This is a genomic window from Streptomyces sp. NPDC094147 (assembly GCF_044764265.1).
GTDB lineage: Bacteria > Actinomycetota > Actinomycetes > Streptomycetales > Streptomycetaceae > Streptomyces.
In genome coordinates this window covers 128,958-152,116 of record NZ_JBIWHT010000015.1, presented here as the reverse complement: position 1 = coordinate 152,116, position 23,159 = coordinate 128,958, and the positions used below count along the sequence as shown (strand labels likewise).

Here is a 23,159-nt window from a genome sequence, read left to right as displayed (position 1 = left end):
AGCAGGGTGGTCAGTGGGAGGCGGCCCGGTCGAACGCCGCCGTGGACGGCAGGTGCTGCTTGCGCAGCAGGTCGTCGGGCTGGTCGGCCTCGCGGATCAGGTGCGCCCGGCCGTCGGCCACGAGCACCTCGGCGGGGTAGCCGTGGCTCAGGAAGTGCACGGGGGAGGCGGTGGGTCCGTAGGCACCGGAGCGGTCCACGCCGAGCAGGTCCCCCGGGCGCACGGGCGGCAGTTGCACCTTCTTGGCCAGCGTGTCGTTCGGGGTGCACAGCGGCCCGGTGATGTTCCACGCCTCCGTCTCCGGTGGCTCCGCCCCGTCGGCGGCCGGGCCGAGCAGACGCATGGGGAAGTTCCGCTTCACGAAGGAACCGATGCCGACGGCCGCCATGTGGTGGTGGGTGCCGCCGTCGGTGACGGCGAACCGCTCGCCCAGCGAGCTCTTCACATAGCGCACGCGCACGACGTACGTACCGGCCTCTGCGGTGAGGAAGCGGCCGAGCTCCATGATCAGGCGGGTGCGCGGATGGCCGTCGGCGAACCGCGCGACGACGGGGTTGAGTCCCGACGCCAGGGCGGCCAGGTCGAGGTCGCGTTCGCCGTCGAAGTAGGCGACCCCCAGGCCGCCGCCGACGTCCACGATCTCCAGCTCGAAGCCGAGCACGGCCGACAGCCGCTCCGCCAGCTCGAAGATGCGCTCCGTGTTCTCGACGATGGTGGCCTCGGAGAGGATCCGGGTGCCCATGTACACCTGCACGCCCATCACCCGGACGTGCCCGAAGCGCCGGACCAGGCCGGTGTCCGCGAGCAGTTGGGCCTCGTCGATGCCGAACTGGCGGGCCTTGCCGCCCATGGTGAGGCCCGAGCCCTTCACCGAGAAGGCGGGGTTCACCCGCAGCACCACGGGTGCGCGCACCGCGCGTTCCCGGGCCAGCTCATCGATCGACGCCAGCTCCTGGAACGACTCGCACACGACGGCGGCGATGCCCTCGTCAAGGCAGGCGGCCAGCTCGGCACGGCTCTTGCCCGGCCCGAGGAAGACGATGTCGCCGGGGTCGACTCCCGCCCGGCGCGCGGTCATCAGCTCCGTCATGGACGAGACCTCGGCGCGGGCGCCGTGCGCGTGCAGCATCGCGCAGAGGGCGATGTTGGGGTTGGCCTTGAGGGAGAAGAAGATCTGCAGACGTTCGTCGAACGCCTCGCGCAGCCGGCGCATCCGTCCCGCCAGCACGTCCCCGTCGTACACGAACAGCGGCGTGCCGTACGTCTCGGCGAGTTCGGCGAAGGGAATCCCCTGCACGGTGGCCGGACTCCCCTGCACGTCGGGTCCTGTGGTCGTGGTCATGCGCCGGTGTCCCTTCCCGCCGCGAGCCGCGCGGCGATCTCCGTGTCGAGCGCTTCGATCCCGTCGTCCGAGTCCGCCACGACCACTCCGTAGAGGCGGCCCGCGACGGGAGCCGTGGGACTCTCCCCTTCGGGGAAGCCCGCGTTGACCGTGGCGTAGTTGTTCACGAGCAGACCCGTGCCACTGCGGCGGTCGTACAGCAGCCCGTCGAGGAGCCTGCGGGCCGCCCTGAACGGCAGCGGTTCGCCGAGCCGCAGCGGATAGTGGCGGGCGACGGCTACCTGGCTGTCGGCGACGAACTCCTCCTGGAGGCGCACCTGATATGTGGACATGTTGTTCCGGGCGTTTATCTCCACGACGGGGTAGAGCTCCCCCGCCGGGTCCACCATGGCGTCCACGCCGACCACACCGAAGTAGCCGTCGACGGCCAGCCGTTTGCCGAGGCGCTCGGCGGTGTCGCGCACCACGTCGAGCTGGGCGGGAGACAGCTCGGCGGGCATCCGGTGCCCCTTGTGCACTCCGCCCTCGGTGAGCTGCTCCTTGACGAAGTCGAAGTGCACACCGCCGTCGCGGGCGACCGTGAACTGGTAGTTCAGATCGGCCCGTTTCGCCACCCACTCCTCGACCACGAAGGCGACGGTGTCCTTGCCCGTGCGCTCCGTCTGCCGGGCGACCATCGCCAGGATCCGGTCGCCGCGGCGCTTGCTCTCCAGTGCGGCGATGCCCTTGCCGGAGACGCCGAACGCCTCCTTCACCACGTACCGCCGGCCCTCGTCACGCGCCGCGGCGGTGACGGCGTCCGCGAGTTCGGCGAGCGTCCGGCAGGGCCATCCCCCGGGCTGGCGAAGGCCGAGCTCGTCGGCGACGCGCCGGCTGTAGACCTTGCTGTTGACCGCCTTGCAGGTCACGGCGTCGGGTCCGGCGACGGGCAGTCCGGTCGCCGCCGCGAGCCGCTCCTCCAGTACGGAGACTCCGTGCGCGGCGAATCGGCAGCCGGGGGCCGCCGGCCCGGACCGGTCCGCGAGGCCGGACAGCTCCGCGAGCAGCGCCGGGTCGCGCAGGGCGTCCTCGGTCACCGTCCGCCGCGGGTCCTGCCGGGCGACCACGTGGATCCGGGGCAGCGCCACGCCGAGTTCGGCGAGGAAGGCGAGGTAGTCGTCGTCGGGCCGGGTCTTCAGGACCACGTGGTCGCGCGCGTCGCCGAGCAGCAGCGCGAACTCGTCCATGTGGTTGACCACCGCGTCGGCCCCCGCGGCCGACAGCCGGGGCAGTGTGTGCTCGCCGCGCGCCCACTGCTGTTCCACCTCGAAGTTGCCGAGAAACACCAGCGGGGTGTCCGGCGCCCCGGTCAGCGCCGTCGCGAGCCGCTCGCGGAAGCCGGGCAGAGTGCCGTTCATGTGCCGTCCTCTCGGGTCTCAGGAGCCCGCGCCGTCGTCGGCGCGCGGCGCTCGGTGCGGTGGATCTCAGTGCTGCAGCACCATCGCCGCGAAGGACTGGCCGAGCCCCGCGGAGGTCATCAGATAGGCGGCCCCGGGCCGGAGCAGGCCCAACTCGCGCGCGGACTGGTAGTTGACGAAGGGGTCCGCGCAGAAGCAGTGGCCCGTCTTCGCGATGTTGTCCAGGAAGATGCGCTCCCTGTCGATGCCCAGTTCGCCCGCGGCGACCGTCCACGAGACGCGGTTGACGTTGTGCGGGAGGACGAGGTCGAGGTCGGCGATGCCGAGTCCGGCGGCGTCGAGCGCACTGTGGATGACGTCGGACATGACGTCCTGGTAGATGCGCTTGGCCTCCCGGGCCCCTTCGGGGTCCAGATCGATCACGCCGTCCGCACGGCCGACGATGCGCGCGTGGTAGCCGAGCACCCGGTCCCGGGGGCCGTCCGCGCTGACGAGCACGGCCGTCATGCCCTCGCCCATGATCGAGACGTCCTCGACCCACTGCGAGAACGGAGTGAAGGTCTTGTCCCCGGCCAGCACCAGCGCCAGCGCCTCGGGGTCGCGGTCGGCGGCGAGCAGGGTGCCGGCCGTGTCGACGGCGAGCAGGCCGGTCGCGCAGCCGTGGTCGGCCACGGAGAAGACGGTGGCGCTGCGCAGGCCGAGTGCCTCGCGCACGTGCTGCAACGGGCTGATCGGATACGGCGCCGTGGTCCGCAGCCCCTTGGCGCGGACCACGTAGCGCACCCGGTCCTCCTGGCCCGCCAGCGCCTCCAGCTTGCCGGCCGCCGTCAGCAGCATCTCGGCCTCGGACTGGTCGGGCGCCCGGCAGATCCGGTCGAGGCCGTACAGCCTGGTGAACCTGCGCACCTGCTGGTCGGTCAGCCCCAGCGGTTCGCGCAGCTCCGCTACGGAGATGGTGGGCGGCAGGTAACTCGACACCGCTTCCAGTGAGGTCATGCGCCGGGCCTCCTTGAGTGGTTGGAGCCACTCAAGACTCGCCGGGCCCGCTGACGCCCGGCTGACGCGCGGCTGACCGGGTCAGGAGGTCACGAGGTCAGGAGCTCTTGACGGTGACGTCCCCGCTGCCGGTCTTCAGGCCGAGCTCGTACTTGCCGGAGGGATCGTTGGGCACGGAGATGTGCTTGTCGCCGTTGCCCGTCTGAACCGTCACCTTGTAACTGGCCGACGGCACGGTGAGGTGGACGTCCCCGCTGCCGGCGGTGATCTGCACGTTCTGGGGGGCGCTGGGGGTGAGCTGGATGTCTCCGGACGAGGTCCTGGTCTCGATCCCCCCGCCCGCCAGGCCGCGTCCGGTGATCTCGCCGTTGGTGGTCTTCACCTTGACCGAGCCGCTGACCTCTTCCATCGTGATGTCGCCGGAGCTCGCGGACACGTTCACCGCACCCACCTTGTGGAGGCTGATCTCTCCGGAGGAGACATCTCCGCTGACCGGGATCCCGGCGGGTACCTGGACGGTGTACTTCACCGAGCAGGAGCCGGAGCAGCCGCCGAGGATCAGGACGCCGTTCTCGATCCGGTGGGTGGCGCCGCTGGGCTTGTTGTCGCCGCTCCCGTACTGCACCTTGCGGTGTAAGGACGCCGCGCCGCCTCCGTCGGTGCCGTTCACGGTGACACCGCCGGAGCCGTTCTCCAGCCGCACGGCGGTGATCTTCCCGGAGAGCGCGCTGTCGTCCTCGAAGGACTTCTGATTGAGCGAGCCGCACGCGGCCAGTCCGCCGGCCGCGACGCCGATCGCGGTGAGGATGCCGAGGGCGCGGAGCTGCTGACGCATGAATGTCTCCCAGTTCTGGAGAATCAGCTGGGCCCGCACAGGCAGGCCGCCTGAACAGGCATGGGGAAAACCGGTCCAAATCCATTCAGGACCTTACGTATCACGAAGCTATCGCAGGGCCGTTGAGCACGAACATGGGGCAGACCCCCGGATGACCCCTGAGGACTGCCCCCGTCCGAACTCCCCACCGGCCGGCGGTCGCGCATCCGGTCAGCCGCAGCCGCCCGCGTGGCCGTCGTCGGTGGCCCCGGGCCCGAGCCCGACCGCCGCCCCGACGGGGTCCGGCAGCTCGCGGGCGGCGGGCTCGCGGCCCCGCAGGTGGGCGACGAAGCCGGGCAGCCGGTCGAGCCCCCAGAAGCGGCTGAAGCCGTGCACGAAGAAGGGCACGCCGAACACCCCGTCCGCGCAGACGTCCAGGAGGAGCCGCACGCCCTCCCGGCGCAGCGCCGGGTCGTCGGACGCGTCCGCCAACTCCTGTGGATTCAGGCCGAGTTCGGCACCGATCGCCGCGACAACCGTACGGTCGCAGATGTCGCGGCCCTCCTCCCAGCGCGCACGGTAGGCGGCCGCGATGTACTGCGGGCCGCGCCCTTCGCGCAGCGCGACCAGGTAGGCGAGGTGCGGGATCTCCCACACCGGGGCGCGGTCCACCGGCCATCTCAGCGCGATACCACGGGACTTGGCGAGCCGCCCGACGTCCTGGAGCACATACAGATGCTTCGCGCGGGACATGGCCACGTACGGGAAGGTGCCGCCGGCTTCGGTCAGCATCCGTTCGCTGGTCGCGTCCGGCTCGAAGAACGGCCGCCACTGCACCGTGGCGGCGACGTCCTGGTGCTCCGCCATCAGCTCGCGGTAAGCGAGCCAGGAGTACGGGCTGCGCAGCGAGAAGTAGAACTTCGGGGTCCCGCGGTCCGTGTTCACGTCAGAGCACCAGGCCGCCGTCGACCCCGAACACCTGGCCGGTGATGTACGAGGCGCGCTCCGACACCAGGAAGGACACCAGGTCGGCGACCTCGTCGGGGCGGCCGAACCGGCCCAGCGGAACGCGCTCGGCGAGCTTCTCGCCGGCCCCCTCGCCCAGGGCCGCCGTCATGTCGGTCTCGATGAAGCCGGGGGCCACCGTGTTGACGCGGATGCCGCGTGGCGCCACTTCCTTGGCCAGGGCTTTGGAGAAGCCGATGATCCCGGCCTTGGACGCCGAGTAGTTCGTCTGGGTGGCGTTTCCGTACACCCCGGCGACCGAGGACATGGTGACCACGGTGCCGGTCCGCCGCTTCAGCATGCCGAACACCGCCGCACGGCAGATGTGGTAGGTGCCGTCGAGGTTGACCCGCAGCACCTCCTGCCACGCCTGGTCGTTCAGCATGATCAGCGGGTTGTCCCGGACGATGCCGGCCGATGAGACCAGGGCGTGGACGGGACCGAGGGTGCGCTCGGCCTCGCGTACGAACTCCTCGGCCTGGGACCGGTCCGACACGTCCACGCGCCGCATCAGCACGGCCGCGCCCGACTCCTCGGCCTCCTTGGCCACGGCGCGGGCCTCCTCGTCGCGCGAGCGGTAGCAGAAGGCCACGGCGAAGCCGTCGGCGGCGAGCCGCCGGACCACGCTGCGGCCGATCCCGCGGGAGCCTCCCGTGACCAGCGCGACACGGGGTTTGTCTGCGGACATCATGACCTCTCGTCAGTTGTCTTCAGGGGGTTGCCAGGACGACTGTGGCGTCCGCGCGGGCCAGCGCGGCGGCGGGCCGCAGGGCGAACGTGAGCTGCCCGACCTCAAGGACCGGGCGTCCGTCCACGGCGCTGCAGCCCGCGGTGATGACGGTGTCGCCGAGGTCCCGGATCACGGTGACCTCGTGGACGAGGACCGACCCCGGGTACACCGGACCCAGCACCCGCGCGTCCCGTACCCCGGCCCCCAGGGTGACCTGCCCGGTCCGCACATCGGGGTTGGGCCGCTCCCAGCAGGCGAGCAGCAGCGCGGCCTGGGCCCAGGACTCCAGCATCATGCCGATCGGGTACGCGTACTCCTGCGCGGCGCCCTGGGCGAGCCCCCGGTAGGCGGGCTCGGCGATGCTGACCGCCTTGTACGCGACCAGCCGCCGCCCCGGTTCCACCTCCCCGACCCGGTCGACCAGCAGCGCCGGGTGGCGGTACGGAATGACGGAGGTGATGCGGAATTCCGGGTTCACTCATCCTCCTGGTCCTGCGGGAAGTCCAGGGCGATCCGCGCCGCGGGCCGCTCGTCCGCGCTGACGGACGCCGTGGCCCGCACACCGCTGTCGCTCCGCTCGATCCGCGCCTCGATGACCAGTTCCTCGCCCGGCCGCACCGGGCTCAGGAAGCGCGCCTTCTTCACCACGACCTGACGGCCGCCCGGGACACCCGCGGCGGAGACCAAGTCGTACACGTACTGCACCAGTGCGAAACCGGGCACCAGCGGAAACCCGGGGCAGTGGCCCTCCAGGAAGGCGGCGCCGTGGGCCACGGTGACGCTCCCCCGTACGGTCGCCTCGCCGGGCGGCGGCGCGGCGGCGCCGTCGGGCGGGCGCGGGGACACCTCCGCGATGCCGAGCACCTCTTCGAGCATCATCGTCAGTCCTCCTCATCCGCCCAGCAGGACACAGCCGACCGTGCCGTCCCGGTCGATTCCGGTGATCAGGGCGGTCGTACCGGGTGGCAGCCCGCCCGCCTCGGCGCGGGCGAGCACCGCCGCCGTCTGGAAGGCCGTGGCCGCCGCCGATGTGTCGCCGAGCAGCGGGCGGCACCGGATCCACTCGGGGTCGGCGCCGGACGGCAGGGCGCGCCGGACGGCGTCCTCCTCGCCGTCGGTGCCGAGCGGGGCGACGGCGTGCACGCGGTCGCCGCTCACCCCCGCGTCGTCAAGGACGGCGCGTACGCACGCGGTGAGGGCCTCGCCCGCCCGGTCCGGCTCGTGGTAGGCGCGGAAGCGGGTGCCGAGGAGCCGGGCGAGCGGGGTGCGGCCGGCGGCCGACGCGCTCGCGGCGGGTTCCAGGAGCCAGACCACGCCGCCCTCGCCGAGCGGGGGCCGCGCGCCGCCGTCGGCGGCGTGCCACTCCAGCCAGGCCCGCTGCGCCGAATACTCCTCCGCGGCGCCGCACAGGACCCGGTCGCAGTGTCCGCCCCGGTACAGCCGCGCTGCGTAGCCGAGCGCGAGCAGACCGGTCAACCACCCTCCGGCGACAGTGGTGTTGGGGCCTTTGATGCCGTGCCAGATCGCGCTCTGGCCCGCCGCGCGGTTCATCACGGTGTTGGGGAAGCGGGCCGGATCCACGAGATAGGGGCGGTCCCCGGTCAGCGAGTCGCGGGTGAAGTCCATGATGCTCTGGACGCTCCCGGAGCCGGTGCCGAGCACCAGAGCGAGGCGTTCGGGGCGTTCCACCAGGGCCGGTCCGCACTCCTGGAGCAGCTGTCCGAAGGCGGAGACGGCGAGCGCGGTCAGCCGGTCCATGGTGCGGGTGCCCTTCTTGCCGAGGGCACCGGCCGCGGTGAAGTCCGGTACGAGACCGGCCTGTTCGTAGGGTCCGGGGTGGGCCGTCGCGTCGAGTGCGGCGAGCGCGCTCTCCTCGGCCGCGAGTCCCGCGCGGTACGCCGTGGCGCCCGCTCCGTAGGGCGAGACCGCGGACCAGGCGGAGAAGACGAGGTCTTCGGTGGGTGCGGGCCGGGCCGCCGGTCCGGCGTCCTCCAGGGTGGTGGCGGCGGTCATGCCGTCGTCCCCCGGCCGGAGGTGTGCCCCGACTTCCCGTTGAGGGCGTTGAGCAGACGGTCGTCGAAGTCGACCAGGCTCCAGTCGCGGCGGTTCTCGATCACGGCGTAGCCATGGGTGATGCGGCCGGTGGTGGTCGGCACGAGGAGGCCGTCACGCAGCACATAGGTGTCCATGCGCGCCGTGTAGGTGAAGCGCTTGAAGACGTTCTCGACGGTGAAGACGGTGTAGAGCGTCTCCTCCATCTTCGCCTCGTCCAGGACGGTGATCCGGGAGTGCGGGACGACCGGGATCCAGTCCTGTTCGTCGAGCAGGGTCTTGATGGAGACGCCGCGGTCGGCCAGGAAGAGGTCGACGACCTCCTCCATCTGCCGCAGGTAGCCCGACATCTGCACGCGCTCGGTGAAGTGGCAGTAGAAGTACGGCATCCGCCAGGCCCAGCCGAAGGCGTTGCGGCCCGCGGTCAGCCGCTCCAGCGGATCCGTCCCCGGCTTCACCGGCACGGGCTCGCCACCGGCGCCGAGCCGGTCCACGACGCACCCGGCGAGTTCGGCGGGCGGCGGCTCCGCCTCGTGGCCGCGCGGGTCGAGGCGCAGCTGGACGGCGACCTTGGACTTGACGGCCTTCACCGTCTCGCCCGCGCGCCGCACGGTCAGCTCGACCGTGAGGCGCTGCCCGTCACCCTTGTCCGGCGCGGGGGTCACGACGGCCGTCGCGAGGTCGTCGATGTGGAACGCGGTGAGGATCTTGGTGTCGAGGTCCGTGATGTCCACTCCGAGGCCGTACCGCTCGTACAGCTCTCCGGCCGGGTAGCCCCGCTGCCGCAGGTGGTCCTGGACGGCCTCCTCCACCATGTAGTTGACGTGCTTGAAACCGATCCAGGTGCAGATGTTCGACCCTTCGTAGCGGGGTCGGATCTCCAGCCGGGTGGTGCCGTCCGTCGCGGCGGTGCTGACGCTCATGGCATCTCCAGTCGGGAAACGGGGGCTGCGGCGACGTGCCGCGCCAGACAGGGTTCGGCGGCGAGGAAGTCGCACACCAGGCGGGTGACGCGACCGGGGGCCTCCACCATCGGGAAGTGGCCGCAGCCTTCGAGGAGTTCGAACCGGGCCCCCTCGACGGCGGCGGCGAGCGCGCGGCCGTCCTCGGCCCGTGCCGCGATGTCCTTCTCGCCGGACAGGACGAGCAGTGGGGAGCGGACGGCGCCGAGGTCCAGGAAGGGCGTGCGCAGATACGACTCGAAGAACCGCATCCAGCCGTAGGGGCCGATCCGGTCGCGCAGCCGCAGCGCCATCCAGTCGCGGTGCGCCTTCGCGAACCGGGCGGTTTCGCCGACCTCCAGCGCCTCCTCGAAGACGCGGTGGAAGTCGTTGAGGTAGTACGAGATCACCGACCAGTCGAAGTCCTGGGGGCTCGACCGGTAGAAGGGGCTGATCAGTACGGTGCGGCGGGGCGCGACCCGGCCGGAGGCGATGGCCTCGGTGAGCAGGTTGGCGGCGTAGGAGTGCGCCACGACCGCGTCGTACCGGTCGTCCACCAGGTCCGCCAGGCAGCGGGCCGGTTCGGGCAGTGAGCCCCAGCCCTCGCCGCCGCTCATGGCCCGCCAGGGCAGTTCCGCGTCCCACAGTTCCAGGCGCACGTCGGCGCGGGCCGCGAAGGGGGCCCAGACGGAGGGCTTGCCGCCGAGCCCGTGCAGCAGCAGGACCCGGACCGGTCCGTCCGCCTCGGCGGGTCTGCGCAGCCGCGGGGTGATGCGGCTCATGCGGCCGTGCGCCCTTCGTACTTGCCGAGGATCACCACCGCGTTGTTCCCGGCGAAGGCCAGCGCGTTGTTCTGCACGATGCGCACGTCGGCGGAGCGGGCCTGGTTGGGGACGGGGTCGACGCCGCACTCCGGGTCGGTCGAGCGGTGGTTGATGGTCGGCGGGATGAATCCTTCGGTGATGGCCAGGGCGCAGGCCGCCGAGGCGAGGGCGCTGGCGGCGCCCATGGTGTGGCCGAGCATGGACTTGATGGAGATGGTGGGCGGCGGCTCGGCGAAGACCTGGCGGATGGCGCCGGCCTCCGTGACGTCGTTGGCCTTGGTCCCGGTGCCGTGCGCGGAGATGAAGTCGATGTCCTGCGGTTTCACCCCGGCGTTGCGGTGGGCCAGTTGGATGCAGGCGGCGAGGCTGTCCTGGTCGGGGGCGACCGGGTGGTGGGCGTCGCAGTTGAGGCCGTAGCCCAGGACCTCGGCGTAGATGCGGGCACCGCGTGCCAGGGCCGAGTCCAGGCTCTCCATGAAGAGGATGCCCGCCCCCTCGCCGGTGAGGATGCCCTTGCGGTCCACGTCGAAGGGCTGGCACACCTCGGGGGCGATGGTGCCGAGGCGGTAGAACCCGGTGAACGTCTTGCGGCACACCGCGTCGGCCCCGCCTGCCAGGGCGATGTCCACCTCGCCGGAGCGGATCGCGTCGAAGCCGGAGCCGATGGCGTAGTTACCGGCGGCGCAGGCGGTCGGGATGGTGACCGCCTCCACGTCGCTCAGCTCCAGTTCCCTTACGACGCTGCTGGACAGCAGCCCGGCGGCGGAGCGCCGCGCGACGACGGGCTGCAACTCCTCGGGCCCACTGTGTAGTTGATGCTCCATCAGTTCATCGAGATCGTGCGACTCGCCGTCGGTGGTGCCGACGGAGACGAGCACGCGGCGGGCCCGCAGGACGTCCAGGTCCATGCTCGCGTCGGACACGGCCATCCTGGCCGCCGCGACGCAGAACTGGCTGGCCCGGCCGAGCTCTCGCGGATCGACGTGCTCGATCCACTCCGCCGCGTCGAAGCCTTCGATCTCGCAGCCGTTGGCGTACGCGTATCCGGCGGTGTCGAAGGAGGTGATCGGCTTGACGCCGCTGCGGCCGGTCCTGAGCCCGGCCAGGAACTCGGCCGGCCCGGTGCCGATGCTGGTGACCGTTCCCAGGCCGGTGATGACGACCCGGTGTGGCTGCCGGCGCTCGTTGCTCACCGGTGTCTCCTCTCTGTCAGCATCCATGCGGCCCGGGTTACTTCGACAGGCCTTCCCGGACCACGGCGACCACTCCGTCCAGATTCACCATCCGGACGAGCTCGGCCTGGTCGATCTCGATCTGGAAGGTGCGCTCCAGGGACGAGAGGATCTCGATCGCCCCGAGCGAGTCGGCGTTGTGGTCCTCCTTGAAGAGGCTCGTGTCCGTGACGTCGTCGGGCTCGATCTCCAGGATTTCGCAGACGATCTCCCTGATCTGAGCGCGCTGTTCGGCGGTGATGGCAACCGTGCTGGGCATTGCGCCTCCCAATGAGATGCGGGCGGTGAGATGCGGATCGGATGTCGGATGAGTCTTCTCGGGCGCGCTGACGCGGAACTGACGGCCTGCTGACTCCCGCCGCGGTGCCCGCTTCGCCCGCGCCGACGGCCCTTCGGCCTGCGTTGTTCGGCGGTGCCTGAAACATCTGGTCTCCGTCGGCGGGCGCGCGCCATGGTGGGCGACCGACTCCGTCGTCCCCGTCCGTCCCGCCTGGAGGCGGATTGAATCCTCGCCCCGCACCCCGCCGCATCACCGTGGTCATCACCCCCACGCCGACGCTGGACGACGCCGCGTCGCGCGCCGCCGTGCTGGGAGCGACGGCCCAGGTGTTCGGGGTCGCCCCTGAAGCGCTGAGCCTTGGGCACGAGCCGGGCGGCCGCCCCGTGCTGACCGGTCTGGGCGACGGCGTGCAGACAAGTCTCAGTCATGGCAGGGGAGTTGCCGCGCTCGCGGTCTCCGGCCTCGGGCCCCTGGGGGTCGACGTGGAGGTGGTGCGGCCGGTGGCCGCGGTGGACCTCGCCGACCGATGGTTCGACGAGGCCGAGGCCTGCTGGCTGCGCCAACGACCCCCGCACACCCGCCACTTGGCGTTCTTCTGGCTGTGGACCCACAAGGAGGCCCTGGGCAAGGCGTACGGAACCGGGCTCGGTGAGGGCGGCCTGTCCCGGCCAGGTCCGATGCCGCTCCACTGGCCGCCCCGGCGTCCGGAGCACCCCCGGCTCACCCCCTTGCCGCACCGGGCCGGAGACCTCGGCCGCATGGCGCCGGCCGTCGTCGCGCCGCTGGCCGGGCCGCGTGTGGTGCTCGCGGTCGCCGCGCTGGGCCCGCAGGCGTGGGGGGCGCCCGTCGACATCCGGCTCTGCCGGGGGCCGCGCCGAAGGCCACCCGGGTGAGCCGAGCCGGCCTCACCCGAACGGGGACTCGTCGCCGGACCCATCAACCTGTTCATGGCCGGCGGCGTCAGTGTGGCTAGTGCGCGGCAGGAGTCGCCGCACGGTGGGTTCAGGGAAGAGGTCAACTCCCCTGCACACAGCCGGAGTTGCCCTTCATCGGTGTCCATCCGGACGGTGTCCGCAGTCCCGGAACCGGCAGTACCCAACCGACCAGGGAGTCGAACTGATGGATCGCACACGGCCGCACAGCCCGGACGATGTCGTCGTGCTGAGCGAAGTCCGCCGCACCTACGGCAGTGAACGCGCCCGCACGGTCGCGCTCGACGGCGTCTCGGTCACCTTCCGCCGCGGGACCTTCACCGCCGTGATGGGGCCGTCCGGCTCCGGCAAGACCACCCTGTTGCAGTGCGCCGCGGGCCTGGACCGGCCGACGTCCGGTTCGGTCACCCTGGACGGCCTGGACCTGTCCGGGCTCGGCGAACGCGCGCTCACCAAGCTCCGCCGCGAGCGCATCGGCTTCATTTTCCAGGCGTTCAACCTGCTGCCCGCGCTGACCGTCGAGGACAACGTCACCCTGCCGCTGCGGCTCGCCGGGCGCAGGCCCGCGCGCGACAGCGTCAGGCAGGTGCTGGAGCGGGTGGGTCTCGCCGACCGCATCAAGCACCGGCCCGGCGAACTGTCCGGCGGCCAGCAGCAGCGCGTCGCGATCGCCCGCGCCCTGATCACCGACCCCGCCGTCATCTTCGGCGACGAGCCCACCGGCGCCCTGGACACCCGCACGGCTCTCGAAGTACTGCGGCTGTTGCGCGAGGCCGTGCGCGACGGGGGGCAGACGGCCATCGTCGTCACCCACGACCCGGTGGCCGCCTCACACGCCGACCGCGTGGTCTTCCTCGCCGACGGCCTGGTCGTCGACGAGCTGCGCGGCGCCTCGGCCGACACGATCGCCGAACGCATGACCCACCTCGGCGCCTGGGGCGACCTCCCCGGTGTCCGCACCCTCGGAGGGGCCGTCTGATGTTCCGACAGGCCCTCCAGACCCTCAGGTTCCGCAAGGGAGGCTTCCTCGCCTCCTTCATCGCCCTGTTCTTCGGCGCCCTCATCATCGCGGCCTGCGGCGGCCTCATGGAGACCGGCGTGCGTGCCGACGTGCCGCCCCAGCGGTACGCCGCCGCCCCCGTCGTGATCACCCGCGGCCAGTCGCACGACGGGGAGGTGGTGCTGGCCTACGCCCGTCTCGACGCCTCACTCGCCCCGAGGATCGCCGCCGTGCCGGGGGCCCGACGGGCCCTGCCCGACGTGTCCTTCACGGCCACCGCCCTCGACGGCGGCCGGACCGGGACCGGCGGTACCGGGCTCACCGGACACGGCTGGTCCTCCGCCGTGCTGACCGGCGCTCCGCTCACCGAGGGGTCCGAGCCGCGCGCGGCCGGACAGGCGGCCCTGGACGCGCGGCTCGCGGCCCGCCTCGGCGTACGGTCCGGCGACCAGCTGCGGCTGACGGTCGCCGGCGCCACCCTTCCCGTACGGGTGAGCGGTGTCGTGCGCTCCACGGCCGGGACCGGCACCGCGCTGTACTTCACCGACGCGCAGGCTGAGAAACTCCGCGGCGCCCCGGGGCAGGTGGACGCCATCGCCGTATTCCCCAAACCGGGTGTGTCTCCAGGGGAGTTGAAGCAGAGCCTCGATGCGATGCTGCGCGGTGCGGACGCGACCGCGGTCACCGGTGAGGCCCGTGGCACCGTCGAGTTCCCCGACTCCGAGGGCGCAGCGTCCCCGCTGATCTCGATGTCCGCCGTGTTCGGCGGGATCGCCGCCATGGTCGCGGTGTTCGTCGTCGGGTCCACCCTCGCCGTACTCATCCAGCAGCGGATGCGTGAGATGGCCCTGCTGCGGGCGATCGGTTCGCTGCCCGGACAGATCCGGCGCATGGTGGTGGGCGAGACCCTGATCGTGGGCGTCCTGGCGACCGCGCTCGCCCTCGTCCCCGGCCGTGCCGCCGGTGGCATGATGCTGCGTCAGCTCGCCGACGCCGGGGTGGTGGCACCCGAGATCGCCTATCACGCCGGGTGGATTCCCCTGCTCACCGCCGCCGGAACGGCGCTCGTGGCGGCCGTGGCCGCGGCGTTCATCGCCTCGCGCCGCGCCGCCCTGACCCCGCCCACCGCCGCCCTCACCGAGTCCGCGCTGGGTGACCGCTGGCTGAGCGCGCCCCGTCTGGTGTTCGCGCTGCTCTGCTTCGCCGGGGCCGCCGCACTCGCCTTCGTCACCGCCACCGTCATGGACGGCTCGGTCGCCTCCAGTACCGCCGGTCCCGCCGCCATGCTGTGGACCGCCGGGATCGCGCTGATCGCCCCCGGGCTGACCCGTGTGCTCCTCGCCGTACTGCGGCCGCCACTGCGTCTCCTCCCTGGCCTCGCCGCCCGTCTGGCCTCGGACAACGCCCGTGCGCGGCGCATCCGGACGGCCGGTGCGGTCACCCCCGTGGTGCTGGCCACGGGTCTCGCCACCGCGCTGGTCTACCTCCAGATCAGCCAGGACGCGGCATCGGGCAAGGGCGGTGATTCCGCGACCAGTGCGTGGATCAACTACCTGCTCGCCGGGACCATCATCGGCTACGCGGTGATCTCCCTGGTCAACACCCTGGTGGTGGCCGCCGCCGAACGGCGCGGGGAGTTCGCACTGCAACGCCTCGTCGGTGCGACGGCGGGACAGGTCATGCGGATGGTGACGGTCGAGGCGCTGATGGTCGCGGTCATGGGCATCGTCCTCGGGACGTTCGTGGCCCTCGCGACGCTGATGCCGTTCAGCCTCGCCCTCAACGGCGCCTGGCTGCCGGGCGGTCCGCTCCGGGTCTACTTCGCGATCGTGTCCTGCGTCGGAGCGCTGACCCTGCTGGCCACCCTGGTGCCCACCCGACTGGCCCTGCGCTCCCGGCCCGCCGAGGTGCTCGCCCTGCCCTGACCCACCGCCGGACACCCCTAGGCGGCGTCCGTCAGGTAGGGGCGCAACTCGGCGAACGCGTCGGGGTGTTGGGCGATCCACGACCAGTAGGGGGCGATCGTACGGGCGTACTCGCAGTAGTAGCGGCGCACCGTGTCCACCAGGCTGCGCAGGGTGCTCCGGGCGAGCGAGTCGCCGCGCCACACCAGCAGCATCTCGGTGCTCTCGGTGCCGCTCACCGGCACGAGCGACACCTCCTTGGTCGCTCCCGTCGGCGTGGTCAGGGCGGCCGCACCGGCGTCCCGCACCCAGTTCATCGCCTCGTGATGGCCGTCCACGTAGTGGAGCACCTCGGGGTCGGCGTGGTCGAACTTCGCGAACACGTGCTTCTCGATGGGGTGGAACCAGTGGTCGCGCGCATAACGGACCCAGCTCAGCCCGGCGAGGTCCGCCACGCCCACGCCGGACCGGCCGGCCAGCGGGTGGCCGCGCGGCACCGCCAGCCAGACCGGCTCGCGCACGATGACGGTCTTGGCCAGGGCCGGTTCGAGGACATCGGCCGGTGCGACCAGCGCCATGCTGGGCACCAGCGCCGCGTTCAGCGCGCCGCTGCGCACCGCCGTCACGGCCGCGGCCGGTGCGAGGGTCTCGGTCTGCACCTCGCCGACGGGCAGCGCCTCCTGGAGGACCGCGCGCAGCGACGGCGGCGTCCACTCGGCGTTCCCGAACCGGAACACTTCGGAGGTGTACGCGGTGGCTTCGGCGATCACCAGATCGGCCTGGTGGACGAGGTCGGCGAGCAGCGGGAGCAGCCGCTCCCCGCGCGATGTGGGAATGACGCCCGAGCGGCTCCGCACGAACAATTCCCCGCCGACCGCCCTTTCGATCCGGTGCAGTTGCGCGGTCAGGCTCGACTGCGGGAGATTCAGTTCGACGGCGGCCTTGGAAATGCTTCCCGCGCGGTCGATGGCCGTCACGATCCTGGCATGACGCAACTCGACGTTCACTGCTCCCCCGCTCGCGACCGGCTCCGCGGACGTCCACCCCGGCAAGGGGCCGGGCCGATCCGCACGCTAACAGGGCGCACTGGGCCCGTCCATATCGTTCCCCGGGCAACGCGGGGGCCACCGGGCGGCGTTGGGGGACGCGCGTCGCGTCGCGTGATCAGCCGGCCGCCGGGGCCGCGTGCAGCAGCACGCGGCGCGGCTCGCCGAGCGTCTCGTCCTGCCGGAGTATCGCCTGATAGGCACGGTGCAGCGCGCGACCGGGCTCAAGTCCGAGATCGACGGCGAGACGGCGGCGGGCCCCGTGGAAGATCTCCAGGGCCTCGGCCTGCCGGCCGTCCCGGTACAGCGCCAGCATCAGCAGCTCGCTGAGCCGCTCCCGCCCGCAGTGCTCGACGGCCAGCTGCCGCAGTTCGGAGACCGGCACCCGCGCCGCGTCCACGCGGAGCTTCGCGGCCGTCAGGTCCTCGTACGCGGTGATGCGACGCTCCTCCAGATGGTCGGCCTGGATCCGGCAGCGCATTCCGTCCCTGGCGTCCATCAGCGCCGGCCCGCGCCACAGCGCCAGCGCGGACTCCAGCGTGACGATGGCCCGGTGCGGGTCCCGTTCGACCAGTTCGGCACCGGTGTCCGCCAGCTCCAGGAAGCGGTGCGCGTCCACGCTGGCCAGGGGCACGTCGAGCAGGTACCCGCTGCTGACGGTGCGCAGCGGCTCGCTCGTCCCGGTGACCGACTGGAGCAGTTTGCGCAGCCTTCTGACGTTGGCCTGAAGGGCGTTGCGCGCGTTGGCCATGGGCTGCTCGGCCCACAGCTCGTCGACCATCCGGTCGGAGCTGACCGGAACACCGGGGGAGAGCGCGAGCATCGTCAGGACCACGCTCGCCCGCTTCGAGGCCATCGTGTACCGCTCGCTCCCCTGTGCCAGGTGAAGCGGACCGAGAACGTTGATTTCCATTGCGGGACCCCCATGTCAACTCGCGGACACGGCACATGATGCCGAGGAGGATTCAGTCGGGGGAAATACCACATCGACGCCGAATGCAAGCGCCATCAGTATGGCTTCGCGCCGCCCGTCATTGGGGAGGTGCACGTGTCAGGAAATTGCTACAGGTCCCGCCGGAGAAACCTCCGGCGATCCCCATCTGCAATGTTCGTCAGACGCTTAATGACCTGGTGTGCGCCAAGCGCCACGCCTAGAGTCTCTTTTCGGTGGCGCCACCCCCCTATATACCCAGGACGTGAGGCCGCGCCACATCCCAGAATTCCGGACTCTCTGATCCCGGAACTCCTGAGCTACCGAAGGAGCCGTCAGTGCTCAACAGAGTTGTGATCGTGGGCGGGGGAACGGCCGGTTGGATGACGGCCTCGTACTTCAAGGCCGCGTTCGGAGACCGCATGGACATCACGCTCGTCGAATCCGGCACCGTCGGTGCGGTCGGTGTCGGCGAGGCCACCTTCAGCGACATCCGTCATTTCTTCGAGTTCCTCGGGCTCAAGGAGAAGGACTGGATGCCGGCCTGCAACGCCACGTACAAGCTGGCCGTCCGGTTCGAGAACTGGCGCGAGCCGGGACACCACTTCTACCACCCGTTCGAGCAGATGCGTTCGGTCAACGGCTTCCCGCTGACCGACTGGTGGCTCAGGAACGGACCCACGAAGCGGTTCGACAAGGACTGCTTCGTGATGGCGTCGATCATCGACGCCGGACTCAGCCCCCGGCACCACGACGGCACCCTCATCGACCAGCCCTTCGACGAGAACGAGGAGGAGATGCAGGGGCTGACGATGTCCGAGCACCAGGGCAAGACTCAGTTCCCCTACGCCTACCACTTCGAGGCGGCGCTGCTCGCCAAGTACCTCACCCGGTACGCGGTGGACCGGGGGGTGCGGCACATCGTGGACGACGTGCAGAAGGTCGACCTCGACGAGCGCGGCTGGATCTCCGGCGTGCGGACCGCCGAGCACGGGGAGATCACCGGCGACCTGTTCGTGGACTGCACCGGATTCCGCGGGCTGCTGCTCAACAAGGCGCTCAAGGAGCCGTTCATCTCCTACCAGGACACGCTGCCCAACGACAGCGCGGTCGCCCTGCAGGTGCCGATGGACATGGAGCGGCGCGGCATCCGGCCCTGCACCACGGCGACCGCCCAGGACGCCGGGTGGATCTGGACGATACCGCTGACCGGCCGGGTCGGCACCGGCTACGTCTACGCGAGGGACTACCTGTCCCCGGAGGAGGCCGAGCGCACGCTGCGGGAGTTCGTGGGTCCCGCGGCGGCCGACGTCGAGGCGAACCACATCCGCATGCGGATCGGCCGCAGCCGCGACTCCTGGGTGAACAACTGCGTCGCCGTCGGTCTCGCCAGCGGATTCGTGGAGCCGCTGGAATCCACGGGCATCTTCTTCATCCACCACGCCATCGAGCAGCTCGCGCGCAACTTCCCCGGCGAGGACTGGAACCCGGTCCACCGCGACCTCTACAACAACGCGGTCGCCCATGTCATGGACGGCGTACGGGAGTTCCTTACGCTGCACTACGTCGCGGCGAAGCGCACGGACAATCAGTACTGGCGCGACGCCAAGACCCGCGTGATTCCCGACTCCCTCAAGGAACGCATCGAGAAGTGGCGGGTCCAACTGCCCGACTCCGAGACCGTGTTCCCCCACTACCACGGGCTGCCGCCATACTCGTACATGTGCATCCTGCTGGGCATGGGCGGCATCGATCTCAAGCCGTCACCGGCGATCGCGCTGTCCGACGGACTCGCCGCGCAGCGGGAGTTCGACCTGATCAGGGAGAAGACCGAGAGCCTGGTGAAGTCGCTGCCGAAGGCGTACGACTACTTCACCCAGCTGGGCTGACCGGGCACCCGGGCGAGAAAGGACGCTTCCGATGGAAGTCCTCAGCCTGTGGCCCCGGTTCCTGCACGCCGCGGCGGCCCTGTGCGTGCTGTTGGCGGTCGCCCGTACGGGCCGGGCGGCCGCCCGGCTGCTGCGCCAGCCCGAGGTCATCGGCGAGGTGACGGTGGGCCTGCTGGCCGGGCCCACCGTACTCGCCCTGCTGGGCCGGCCGCTGTTCGACACCCTGCTGCCCGCCGAGGTGCTCGACATCATCAAGTTCGTCTCCAAGGCCGGTCTCGTGCTGTTCCTGGTCGGTCTGGCACACCATCTGAAGGACCGTCCCATCCCGGCGTCGCGCCGGAGCATGACCGCGCTCACCACGGGCGCCATGGTGCTGCCCCTGATCACCGGGCTGCTGCTCGTCGGCTGGATCGAGATCACTGGCGACACGGCGGCCCGCGGCGACGCGCCGCTGCCCGCCTTCACCCTGATGGTGGCCGTGGCGATGTCGATCACCGCGGTGCCCGTGCTGGCCCGGATCCTGACGGACCGGGGCATGGCCGACTCGGAGGCGGGCCGGCTCGCGCTGGCCTCCGCGATCGTCATCGACGGGGTCGGCTGGCTGCTGTTCATCACCGCGATCAGCCTCAACTCGGGGGGCCTCACGGACGTGCTCCGCTCGCTGGGGACGCTCGCCGCCGGCGCCCTGTGCGCGGCCGTCCTGCGGTTCGCGATGCGTACCCGTGCCGCGCGTCGGCTGTGCGTACGGTTCCCGGCGGCCGGGGCGGTCCTGCTCGGTGCGACGGCCCTCGTGGTGGCCCTGGCCATGGAGGAGTTCGGCATGACCGCCGTGGTCGGCGCGGCCCTGGTCGGATTCGCGGTCCCGGGCGGCGCGTCCGGGCCCTGGTCCCGGGCGGCGACGACCGTGTCCTCGGCGGGGCTCGTCCTGGTCCCGACGTTCTTCGTCGTCTCGGGGATCACGATGCTCGGCGGCATCTCCCTGTCCGTGTCCTGGGCGCTGATCGCCTGGGCCGTGGTGCTCGGCTGTGTCGGCAAGGGCGTCGGCTCCTACGTCGGGGCCCGTCTCGTCGGCCGGCCGCCCATCGCGGCCACCCGGATCGCCGTACTGATGAACACGCGAGGCCTGACCGAACTGATCGTGATCCAGGCCGGGTTCGGCGCGGGCGTGCTCGCCGCGCCCACGGTGTTGGCACTCACCGTCATGGCCCTGGTCACCACGGCCATGACGGGTCCCTTGCTGCAATTCCTCGACCGCGCGGACCTGGACACCGGCGTCGAGCCGGTCCCCCTCACGACAGAAAGCGGTGCGCGATGACCGATCCCGCTGTCCGGACCCCGACGGCCCCTCAGCCGGTCGCGGGCGGCTTCCGGACGATGATGAGCGGCTTTCCGACCGGCGTGTCCATCCTCACCTGCACCGAACTGGACGGCACACCCCGCGGGATGACCTGCTCGTCGCTGTGCAGCGTCTCCCTGGAACCCCCGACTCTCCTGGTGTGCCTGCGCGACGGCAGCCCCACGCTGGCGGCGGTCGTCGCCGGCGGCCGGTTCGCGGTGAACCTGCTGCACGACGGCGCGCAGCACGCCGCCGAGCTGTTCGCCTCCGGCGATCCGCGCCGCTTCCGACTGCTGCCGTGGCAGCTGCCGTCGGAAGCGGCGGGTCCGCATCTCGTACGGGACGCGCACACGGTCGCCGACTGCGATGTCGTACTGACCCAGAAGATGGGCGACCACGTCACCGTGTTCGGCGAGGCCCGGCGCATCCGGGTGAGCCAGCAGCGCCCTCCGCTCCTCTACGGTCTGCGGCAGTTCCGCTCCTGGTCGCGCGTGTGACACCGAGAACCGAGGGATCGCGGGTTGTGCGCGCCGACCGCTGTCCGGGGCCGGATCCGGGCCTGCCGTCCAGGAGGGCCAGGCCGAGCGGGGTCACCGTGTGCAGCATCGAGTTGCGGACGCGGCGGCTGGTGATCAGGCCCGTCCGGCGCAGCACGGTGGCGTGCTGGCTGGCCCCGGCCCGCGAGATGCCGAGCCGGTCCGCCAGCTCCGAGGTGGTGCACGCGGCGCGCAGCAGCCGCAGAGCCGCGGCCCTGGTCTGGCCGACCAGGGCCGCCAACGCCTCGGCGGTGTCGTCGGGTTCGGCCCACAGGGCCGCCGCCTCGTGCGGCTGCGGGGGCGCGGAGACCACCAGGATCGGCCGGCCGCCGCCGTCCCGGGCGCGGATGAGCTGCGCCGGCCGGTGGTTGAGGAACACCGACGGGGTCAGGACCAGGCCCGTACCGCCGAGCACGACGTCCTCGTCGGGGCCGCCGGGGATTTCGAGCACGGGTGATGTCCAGGTGATCCGGGGGTGCATCGTCGTCAGCAGCTGCTCGACCCCGCCCGCCATCACAGTCCGGCCGCGCGCCTCGCACTCGGCCTCCAGATAGACGAGCAGGTTCTCCCAGTACGGAGCCACGGCCGCCCGCCACACGTCCAGGAGGTCCGCGCCCGGCGGCCACGCCAACTGCCGTGTCCCGCCGGGCAGTTGGCCCTCGGCCTCGCCGTACCTCAGCGCCCGGTGGACCAGGTCGTCCACTTCGGCGCCGTGCCCGCCGCACTGCCCGGTACCGGACCACAGCGGCAGCCGGTTGCTCAACTGCCGGTGCCATCGGGCGTAGGGCGCGCAGACGCCGCGGCTGAGCAGACCCGCCGCGAAGGCCGTTTCGACCAGTGGCCCCGCACTGGTCCTCAGCCGCGTCCGGGCCAGGTCGGCGGTGGAGAAATGGATACGTTGCACAGTGTCGCCCCCGTTGTCCTTGCGATAGAAGCCGGTACGGCCGGTCCGTGACCGGCCTCAGGTTCCGGTCATCCCCTGACGCACGGCTCACCAGCCTGCGATGTCAGGGCACGGCGGTCCCGAACGGACGCGTCCACGTGGACGAACGCCACGACCCCGGCCACGTCCAGGTGGATGTCGAACGGCACGAGTTCGAAGTACCGCAACGCCTTGCCGTCCGCGGAGAGTTCGAGGGTCCCCGCCACGATCCCCGCCCGCTCCAGCAGCTCCAGATGGAGATAGAGCTGAGGGCGCGAGATCACCAGCCGTCGGGCGAGTTCGCTCACGTACCTGCGGCCCGCGGCGAGTTCGGCGACGATCCTCAGGCGCTGCGGGTGCCCGACGGCGGCGAGAACCGTACGGAGTTCGGCATCGTTCATGATCCACCCTCTGCCGTCCAGGAGTTTTCGAGACGCGTCCTTTCACGCACCGGTCAATGTAGGCGCGCTCAGCATTTTTGAGATCTCTGCTTCTCACAGCGCGACAGTGAAGAACTCATACCGCCTGCCGCCGCTGATTCGCATTGCCAAGGGGCGCTCGTCTTCCTAGAGTTGGGCGTGCATGACGGAGTGCATCCGTAACGCCAGTCGCTGCCCGGAACCGTCACTCGCGCTTCACCGACCGGCCAATCGCGTCGCCCCGGGGGAACACCTATTCCGGGCCGCCCGCCGCCTTCACCGGCTTGGCCGACCGGCCCGGAATATCCGGCTCCACGATATGAGAATTTCACGCGCGCACGGTGATTGCGACACTGACTGCACCCTGCACCCGCTGTACAGAATCACTGCCCAAACCATCCGCTGGTCCGACCTGGAGGACGATCGTCATGACGAACCCGGCTGCCTCACCCGACCGGTTCACCGACCCGGCGCACGTGGCCGGACCGCGTCCCGCCGGACGCGGCCTGGTGATCGAGGAGCTCGACGCCGCATCCGATGCCGGCCATGCCCTGCTCTGCGTCTGCGTCGTCGCCGCCCCGTGTTTCAACACCCCCGCATCCGCCCCCCGGTTCGAGTGACGGCCGGACCG

At 71.3% G+C, this 23,159-nt stretch carries 24 protein-coding genes; 7 read left to right on the top strand and 17 right to left on the bottom strand.

Annotated elements, in window-relative coordinates; translation table 11 throughout:
• Positions 1–10: 10 nt before the first annotated feature.
• From ACIQ8J_RS22585 to ACIQ8J_RS22525, 13 genes are all read right to left on the bottom strand, one after another.
• Entirely contained in the window at positions 11–1,342 is a 1,332-nt protein-coding gene (locus ACIQ8J_RS22585) for a type III PLP-dependent enzyme (protein WP_403274051.1), read from the bottom strand.
• On the bottom strand, positions 1,339–2,739 hold the full coding sequence (locus ACIQ8J_RS22580; RefSeq protein WP_403274050.1) for an ATP-grasp domain-containing protein: 1,401 nt from the start codon (positions 2,737–2,739) through the stop codon (positions 1,339–1,341). Before ACIQ8J_RS22580 ends, ACIQ8J_RS22585 begins: the two co-directional genes overlap by 4 nt.
• Before the next feature lie 66 nt (positions 2,740–2,805).
• Entirely contained in the window at positions 2,806–3,735 is a 930-nt protein-coding gene (locus ACIQ8J_RS22575) for a 3-oxoacyl-[acyl-carrier-protein] synthase III C-terminal domain-containing protein (RefSeq protein WP_403274049.1), read from the bottom strand.
• A gap of 97 nt (positions 3,736–3,832) precedes the next feature.
• A complete protein-coding gene (locus ACIQ8J_RS22570; RefSeq protein WP_403274047.1) occupies positions 3,833–4,570 on the bottom strand; it encodes a DUF4097 family beta strand repeat-containing protein in 738 nt (245 codons plus the stop codon).
• 210 nt (positions 4,571–4,780) lie between these two features.
• A complete protein-coding gene (locus ACIQ8J_RS22565; RefSeq protein WP_403274046.1) occupies positions 4,781–5,494 on the bottom strand; it encodes a 2-hydroxychromene-2-carboxylate isomerase in 714 nt (237 codons plus the stop codon).
• Position 5,495: 1 nt separating this feature from the next.
• The gene (gene fabG, locus ACIQ8J_RS22560; RefSeq protein WP_403274067.1) at positions 5,496–6,242 is read right to left on the bottom strand and encodes a 3-oxoacyl-[acyl-carrier-protein] reductase; all 747 of its coding nucleotides are present in this window, start codon (positions 6,240–6,242) and stop codon (positions 5,496–5,498) included.
• A 22-nt stretch (positions 6,243–6,264) separates the two neighbouring features.
• Complete coding sequence (locus ACIQ8J_RS22555; protein ID WP_403274045.1) at positions 6,265–6,762, bottom strand: 3-hydroxyacyl-ACP dehydratase FabZ family protein; 498 nt, start codon at positions 6,760–6,762, stop codon at positions 6,265–6,267.
• Positions 6,759–7,163 (bottom strand): hypothetical protein, encoded by a 405-nt coding sequence (locus ACIQ8J_RS22550; RefSeq protein WP_403274043.1) that lies wholly within the window; start codon positions 7,161–7,163, stop codon positions 6,759–6,761. Before ACIQ8J_RS22550 ends, ACIQ8J_RS22555 begins: the two co-directional genes overlap by 4 nt.
• A 12-nt stretch (positions 7,164–7,175) precedes the next feature.
• On the bottom strand, positions 7,176–8,297 hold the full coding sequence (locus ACIQ8J_RS22545) for a beta-ketoacyl synthase N-terminal-like domain-containing protein (protein ID WP_403274041.1): 1,122 nt from the start codon (positions 8,295–8,297) through the stop codon (positions 7,176–7,178).
• The gene (locus ACIQ8J_RS22540; protein ID WP_403274040.1) at positions 8,294–9,259 is read right to left on the bottom strand and encodes a hypothetical protein; all 966 of its coding nucleotides are present in this window, start codon (positions 9,257–9,259) and stop codon (positions 8,294–8,296) included. The genes ACIQ8J_RS22545 and ACIQ8J_RS22540 overlap by 4 nt, the downstream gene beginning before the upstream one ends.
• On the bottom strand, positions 9,256–10,059 hold the full coding sequence (locus tag ACIQ8J_RS22535) for an alpha/beta fold hydrolase (RefSeq protein ID WP_403274038.1): 804 nt from the start codon (positions 10,057–10,059) through the stop codon (positions 9,256–9,258). The genes ACIQ8J_RS22540 and ACIQ8J_RS22535 overlap by 4 nt, the downstream gene beginning before the upstream one ends.
• Complete coding sequence (locus ACIQ8J_RS22530) at positions 10,056–11,321, bottom strand: beta-ketoacyl-[acyl-carrier-protein] synthase family protein (RefSeq protein ID WP_403274036.1); 1,266 nt, start codon at positions 11,319–11,321, stop codon at positions 10,056–10,058. The genes ACIQ8J_RS22535 and ACIQ8J_RS22530 overlap by 4 nt, the downstream gene beginning before the upstream one ends.
• Before the next feature lie 10 nt (positions 11,322–11,331).
• Positions 11,332–11,592, bottom strand: coding sequence for an acyl carrier protein (locus ACIQ8J_RS22525; protein ID WP_403274035.1), 261 nt, complete (start codon positions 11,590–11,592; stop codon positions 11,332–11,334).
• Positions 11,593–11,834: 242 nt separating this feature from the next.
• On the opposite strand from ACIQ8J_RS22525, the gene ACIQ8J_RS22520 reads away from it, so the two are divergent.
• From ACIQ8J_RS22520 to ACIQ8J_RS22510, 3 genes are all read left to right on the top strand, one after another.
• Complete coding sequence (locus ACIQ8J_RS22520; RefSeq protein WP_403274034.1) at positions 11,835–12,506, top strand: 4'-phosphopantetheinyl transferase family protein; 672 nt, start codon at positions 11,835–11,837, stop codon at positions 12,504–12,506.
• 226 nt (positions 12,507–12,732) lie between these two features.
• A complete protein-coding gene (locus ACIQ8J_RS22515; RefSeq protein WP_403274032.1) occupies positions 12,733–13,524 on the top strand; it encodes an ABC transporter ATP-binding protein in 792 nt (263 codons plus the stop codon).
• Positions 13,524–15,470 carry an ABC transporter permease gene (locus tag ACIQ8J_RS22510; protein ID WP_403274030.1) on the top strand — a complete coding sequence of 649 codons (1,947 nt, stop codon included), beginning with the start codon at positions 13,524–13,526 and terminating at the stop codon, positions 15,468–15,470. The genes ACIQ8J_RS22515 and ACIQ8J_RS22510 overlap by 1 nt, the downstream gene beginning before the upstream one ends.
• A gap of 17 nt (positions 15,471–15,487) precedes the next feature.
• On the opposite strand, the gene ACIQ8J_RS22505 is transcribed toward ACIQ8J_RS22510, so the two are convergent.
• The gene (locus tag ACIQ8J_RS22505) at positions 15,488–16,456 is read right to left on the bottom strand and encodes a LysR family transcriptional regulator (protein WP_403274029.1); all 969 of its coding nucleotides are present in this window, start codon (positions 16,454–16,456) and stop codon (positions 15,488–15,490) included.
• Between the two features lie 157 nt (positions 16,457–16,613).
• Positions 16,614–17,408 carry a BTAD domain-containing putative transcriptional regulator gene (locus ACIQ8J_RS22500; RefSeq protein ID WP_403274028.1) on the bottom strand — a complete coding sequence of 265 codons (795 nt, stop codon included), beginning with the start codon at positions 17,406–17,408 and terminating at the stop codon, positions 16,614–16,616.
• A 356-nt stretch (positions 17,409–17,764) separates the two neighbouring features.
• On the opposite strand from ACIQ8J_RS22500, the gene ACIQ8J_RS22495 reads away from it, so the two are divergent.
• The 3 genes from ACIQ8J_RS22495 to ACIQ8J_RS22485 are packed head-to-tail and all read left to right on the top strand — an operon-like array spanning position 17,765 to position 21,148.
• Positions 17,765–19,315 (top strand): tryptophan halogenase family protein, encoded by a 1,551-nt coding sequence (locus tag ACIQ8J_RS22495; protein ID WP_403274027.1) that lies wholly within the window; start codon positions 17,765–17,767, stop codon positions 19,313–19,315.
• Between the two features lie 31 nt (positions 19,316–19,346).
• Entirely contained in the window at positions 19,347–20,630 is a 1,284-nt protein-coding gene (locus tag ACIQ8J_RS22490; protein WP_403274026.1) for a cation:proton antiporter, read from the top strand.
• A complete protein-coding gene (locus ACIQ8J_RS22485) occupies positions 20,627–21,148 on the top strand; it encodes a flavin reductase family protein (protein WP_403274025.1) in 522 nt (173 codons plus the stop codon). The genes ACIQ8J_RS22490 and ACIQ8J_RS22485 overlap by 4 nt, the downstream gene beginning before the upstream one ends.
• Here the strand turns inward: ACIQ8J_RS22485 and ACIQ8J_RS22480 are convergent.
• A complete protein-coding gene (locus ACIQ8J_RS22480; protein WP_403274024.1) occupies positions 21,051–22,091 on the bottom strand; it encodes an ArsR/SmtB family transcription factor in 1,041 nt (346 codons plus the stop codon). The two genes, ACIQ8J_RS22485 and ACIQ8J_RS22480, sit on opposite strands and share 98 nt — an antisense overlap.
• A 68-nt stretch (positions 22,092–22,159) precedes the next feature.
• The gene (locus ACIQ8J_RS22475; protein ID WP_403274022.1) at positions 22,160–22,510 is read right to left on the bottom strand and encodes an ArsR/SmtB family transcription factor; all 351 of its coding nucleotides are present in this window, start codon (positions 22,508–22,510) and stop codon (positions 22,160–22,162) included.
• A gap of 446 nt (positions 22,511–22,956) precedes the next feature.
• Between ACIQ8J_RS22475 and ACIQ8J_RS22470 the strand changes: the two genes are divergently transcribed.
• Positions 22,957–23,148, top strand: a complete 192-nt coding sequence (locus ACIQ8J_RS22470) for a hypothetical protein (protein WP_403274021.1) — start codon at positions 22,957–22,959, stop codon at positions 23,146–23,148.
• Positions 23,149–23,159 lie beyond the last annotated feature (11 nt).

Bases quoted from the DNA above. Each gene is read 5' to 3' on its own strand.
- ACIQ8J_RS22585 (WP_403274051.1), bottom strand. From the start codon at position 1,342: ATGACCACGACCACAGGACCCGACGTGCAGGGGAGTCCGGCCACCGTG.
- ACIQ8J_RS22580 (WP_403274050.1), bottom strand. From the start codon at position 2,739: ATGAACGGCACTCTGCCCGGCTTCCGCGAGCGGCTCGCGACGGCGCTG.
- ACIQ8J_RS22575 (WP_403274049.1), bottom strand. From the start codon at position 3,735: ATGACCTCACTGGAAGCGGTGTCGAGTTACCTGCCGCCCACCATCTCC.
- ACIQ8J_RS22570 (WP_403274047.1), bottom strand. From the start codon at position 4,570: ATGCGTCAGCAGCTCCGCGCCCTCGGCATCCTCACCGCGATCGGCGTC.
- fabG (WP_403274067.1), bottom strand. From the start codon at position 6,242: ATGTCCGCAGACAAACCCCGTGTCGCGCTGGTCACGGGAGGCTCCCGC.
- ACIQ8J_RS22550 (WP_403274043.1), bottom strand. From the start codon at position 7,163: ATGATGCTCGAAGAGGTGCTCGGCATCGCGGAGGTGTCCCCGCGCCCG.
- ACIQ8J_RS22545 (WP_403274041.1), bottom strand. From the start codon at position 8,297: ATGACCGCCGCCACCACCCTGGAGGACGCCGGACCGGCGGCCCGGCCC.
- ACIQ8J_RS22540 (WP_403274040.1), bottom strand. From the start codon at position 9,259: ATGAGCGTCAGCACCGCCGCGACGGACGGCACCACCCGGCTGGAGATC.
- ACIQ8J_RS22535 (WP_403274038.1), bottom strand. From the start codon at position 10,059: ATGAGCCGCATCACCCCGCGGCTGCGCAGACCCGCCGAGGCGGACGGA.
- ACIQ8J_RS22530 (WP_403274036.1), bottom strand. From the start codon at position 11,321: ATGGATGCTGACAGAGAGGAGACACCGGTGAGCAACGAGCGCCGGCAG.
- ACIQ8J_RS22525 (WP_403274035.1), bottom strand. From the start codon at position 11,592: ATGCCCAGCACGGTTGCCATCACCGCCGAACAGCGCGCTCAGATCAGG.
- ACIQ8J_RS22515 (WP_403274032.1), top strand. From the start codon at position 12,733: ATGGATCGCACACGGCCGCACAGCCCGGACGATGTCGTCGTGCTGAGC.
- ACIQ8J_RS22510 (WP_403274030.1), top strand. From the start codon at position 13,524: ATGTTCCGACAGGCCCTCCAGACCCTCAGGTTCCGCAAGGGAGGCTTC.
- ACIQ8J_RS22500 (WP_403274028.1), bottom strand. From the start codon at position 17,408: ATGGAAATCAACGTTCTCGGTCCGCTTCACCTGGCACAGGGGAGCGAG.
- ACIQ8J_RS22490 (WP_403274026.1), top strand. From the start codon at position 19,347: ATGGAAGTCCTCAGCCTGTGGCCCCGGTTCCTGCACGCCGCGGCGGCC.
- ACIQ8J_RS22485 (WP_403274025.1), top strand. From the start codon at position 20,627: ATGACCGATCCCGCTGTCCGGACCCCGACGGCCCCTCAGCCGGTCGCG.
- ACIQ8J_RS22475 (WP_403274022.1), bottom strand. From the start codon at position 22,510: ATGAACGATGCCGAACTCCGTACGGTTCTCGCCGCCGTCGGGCACCCG.
- ACIQ8J_RS22470 (WP_403274021.1), top strand. From the start codon at position 22,957: ATGACGAACCCGGCTGCCTCACCCGACCGGTTCACCGACCCGGCGCAC.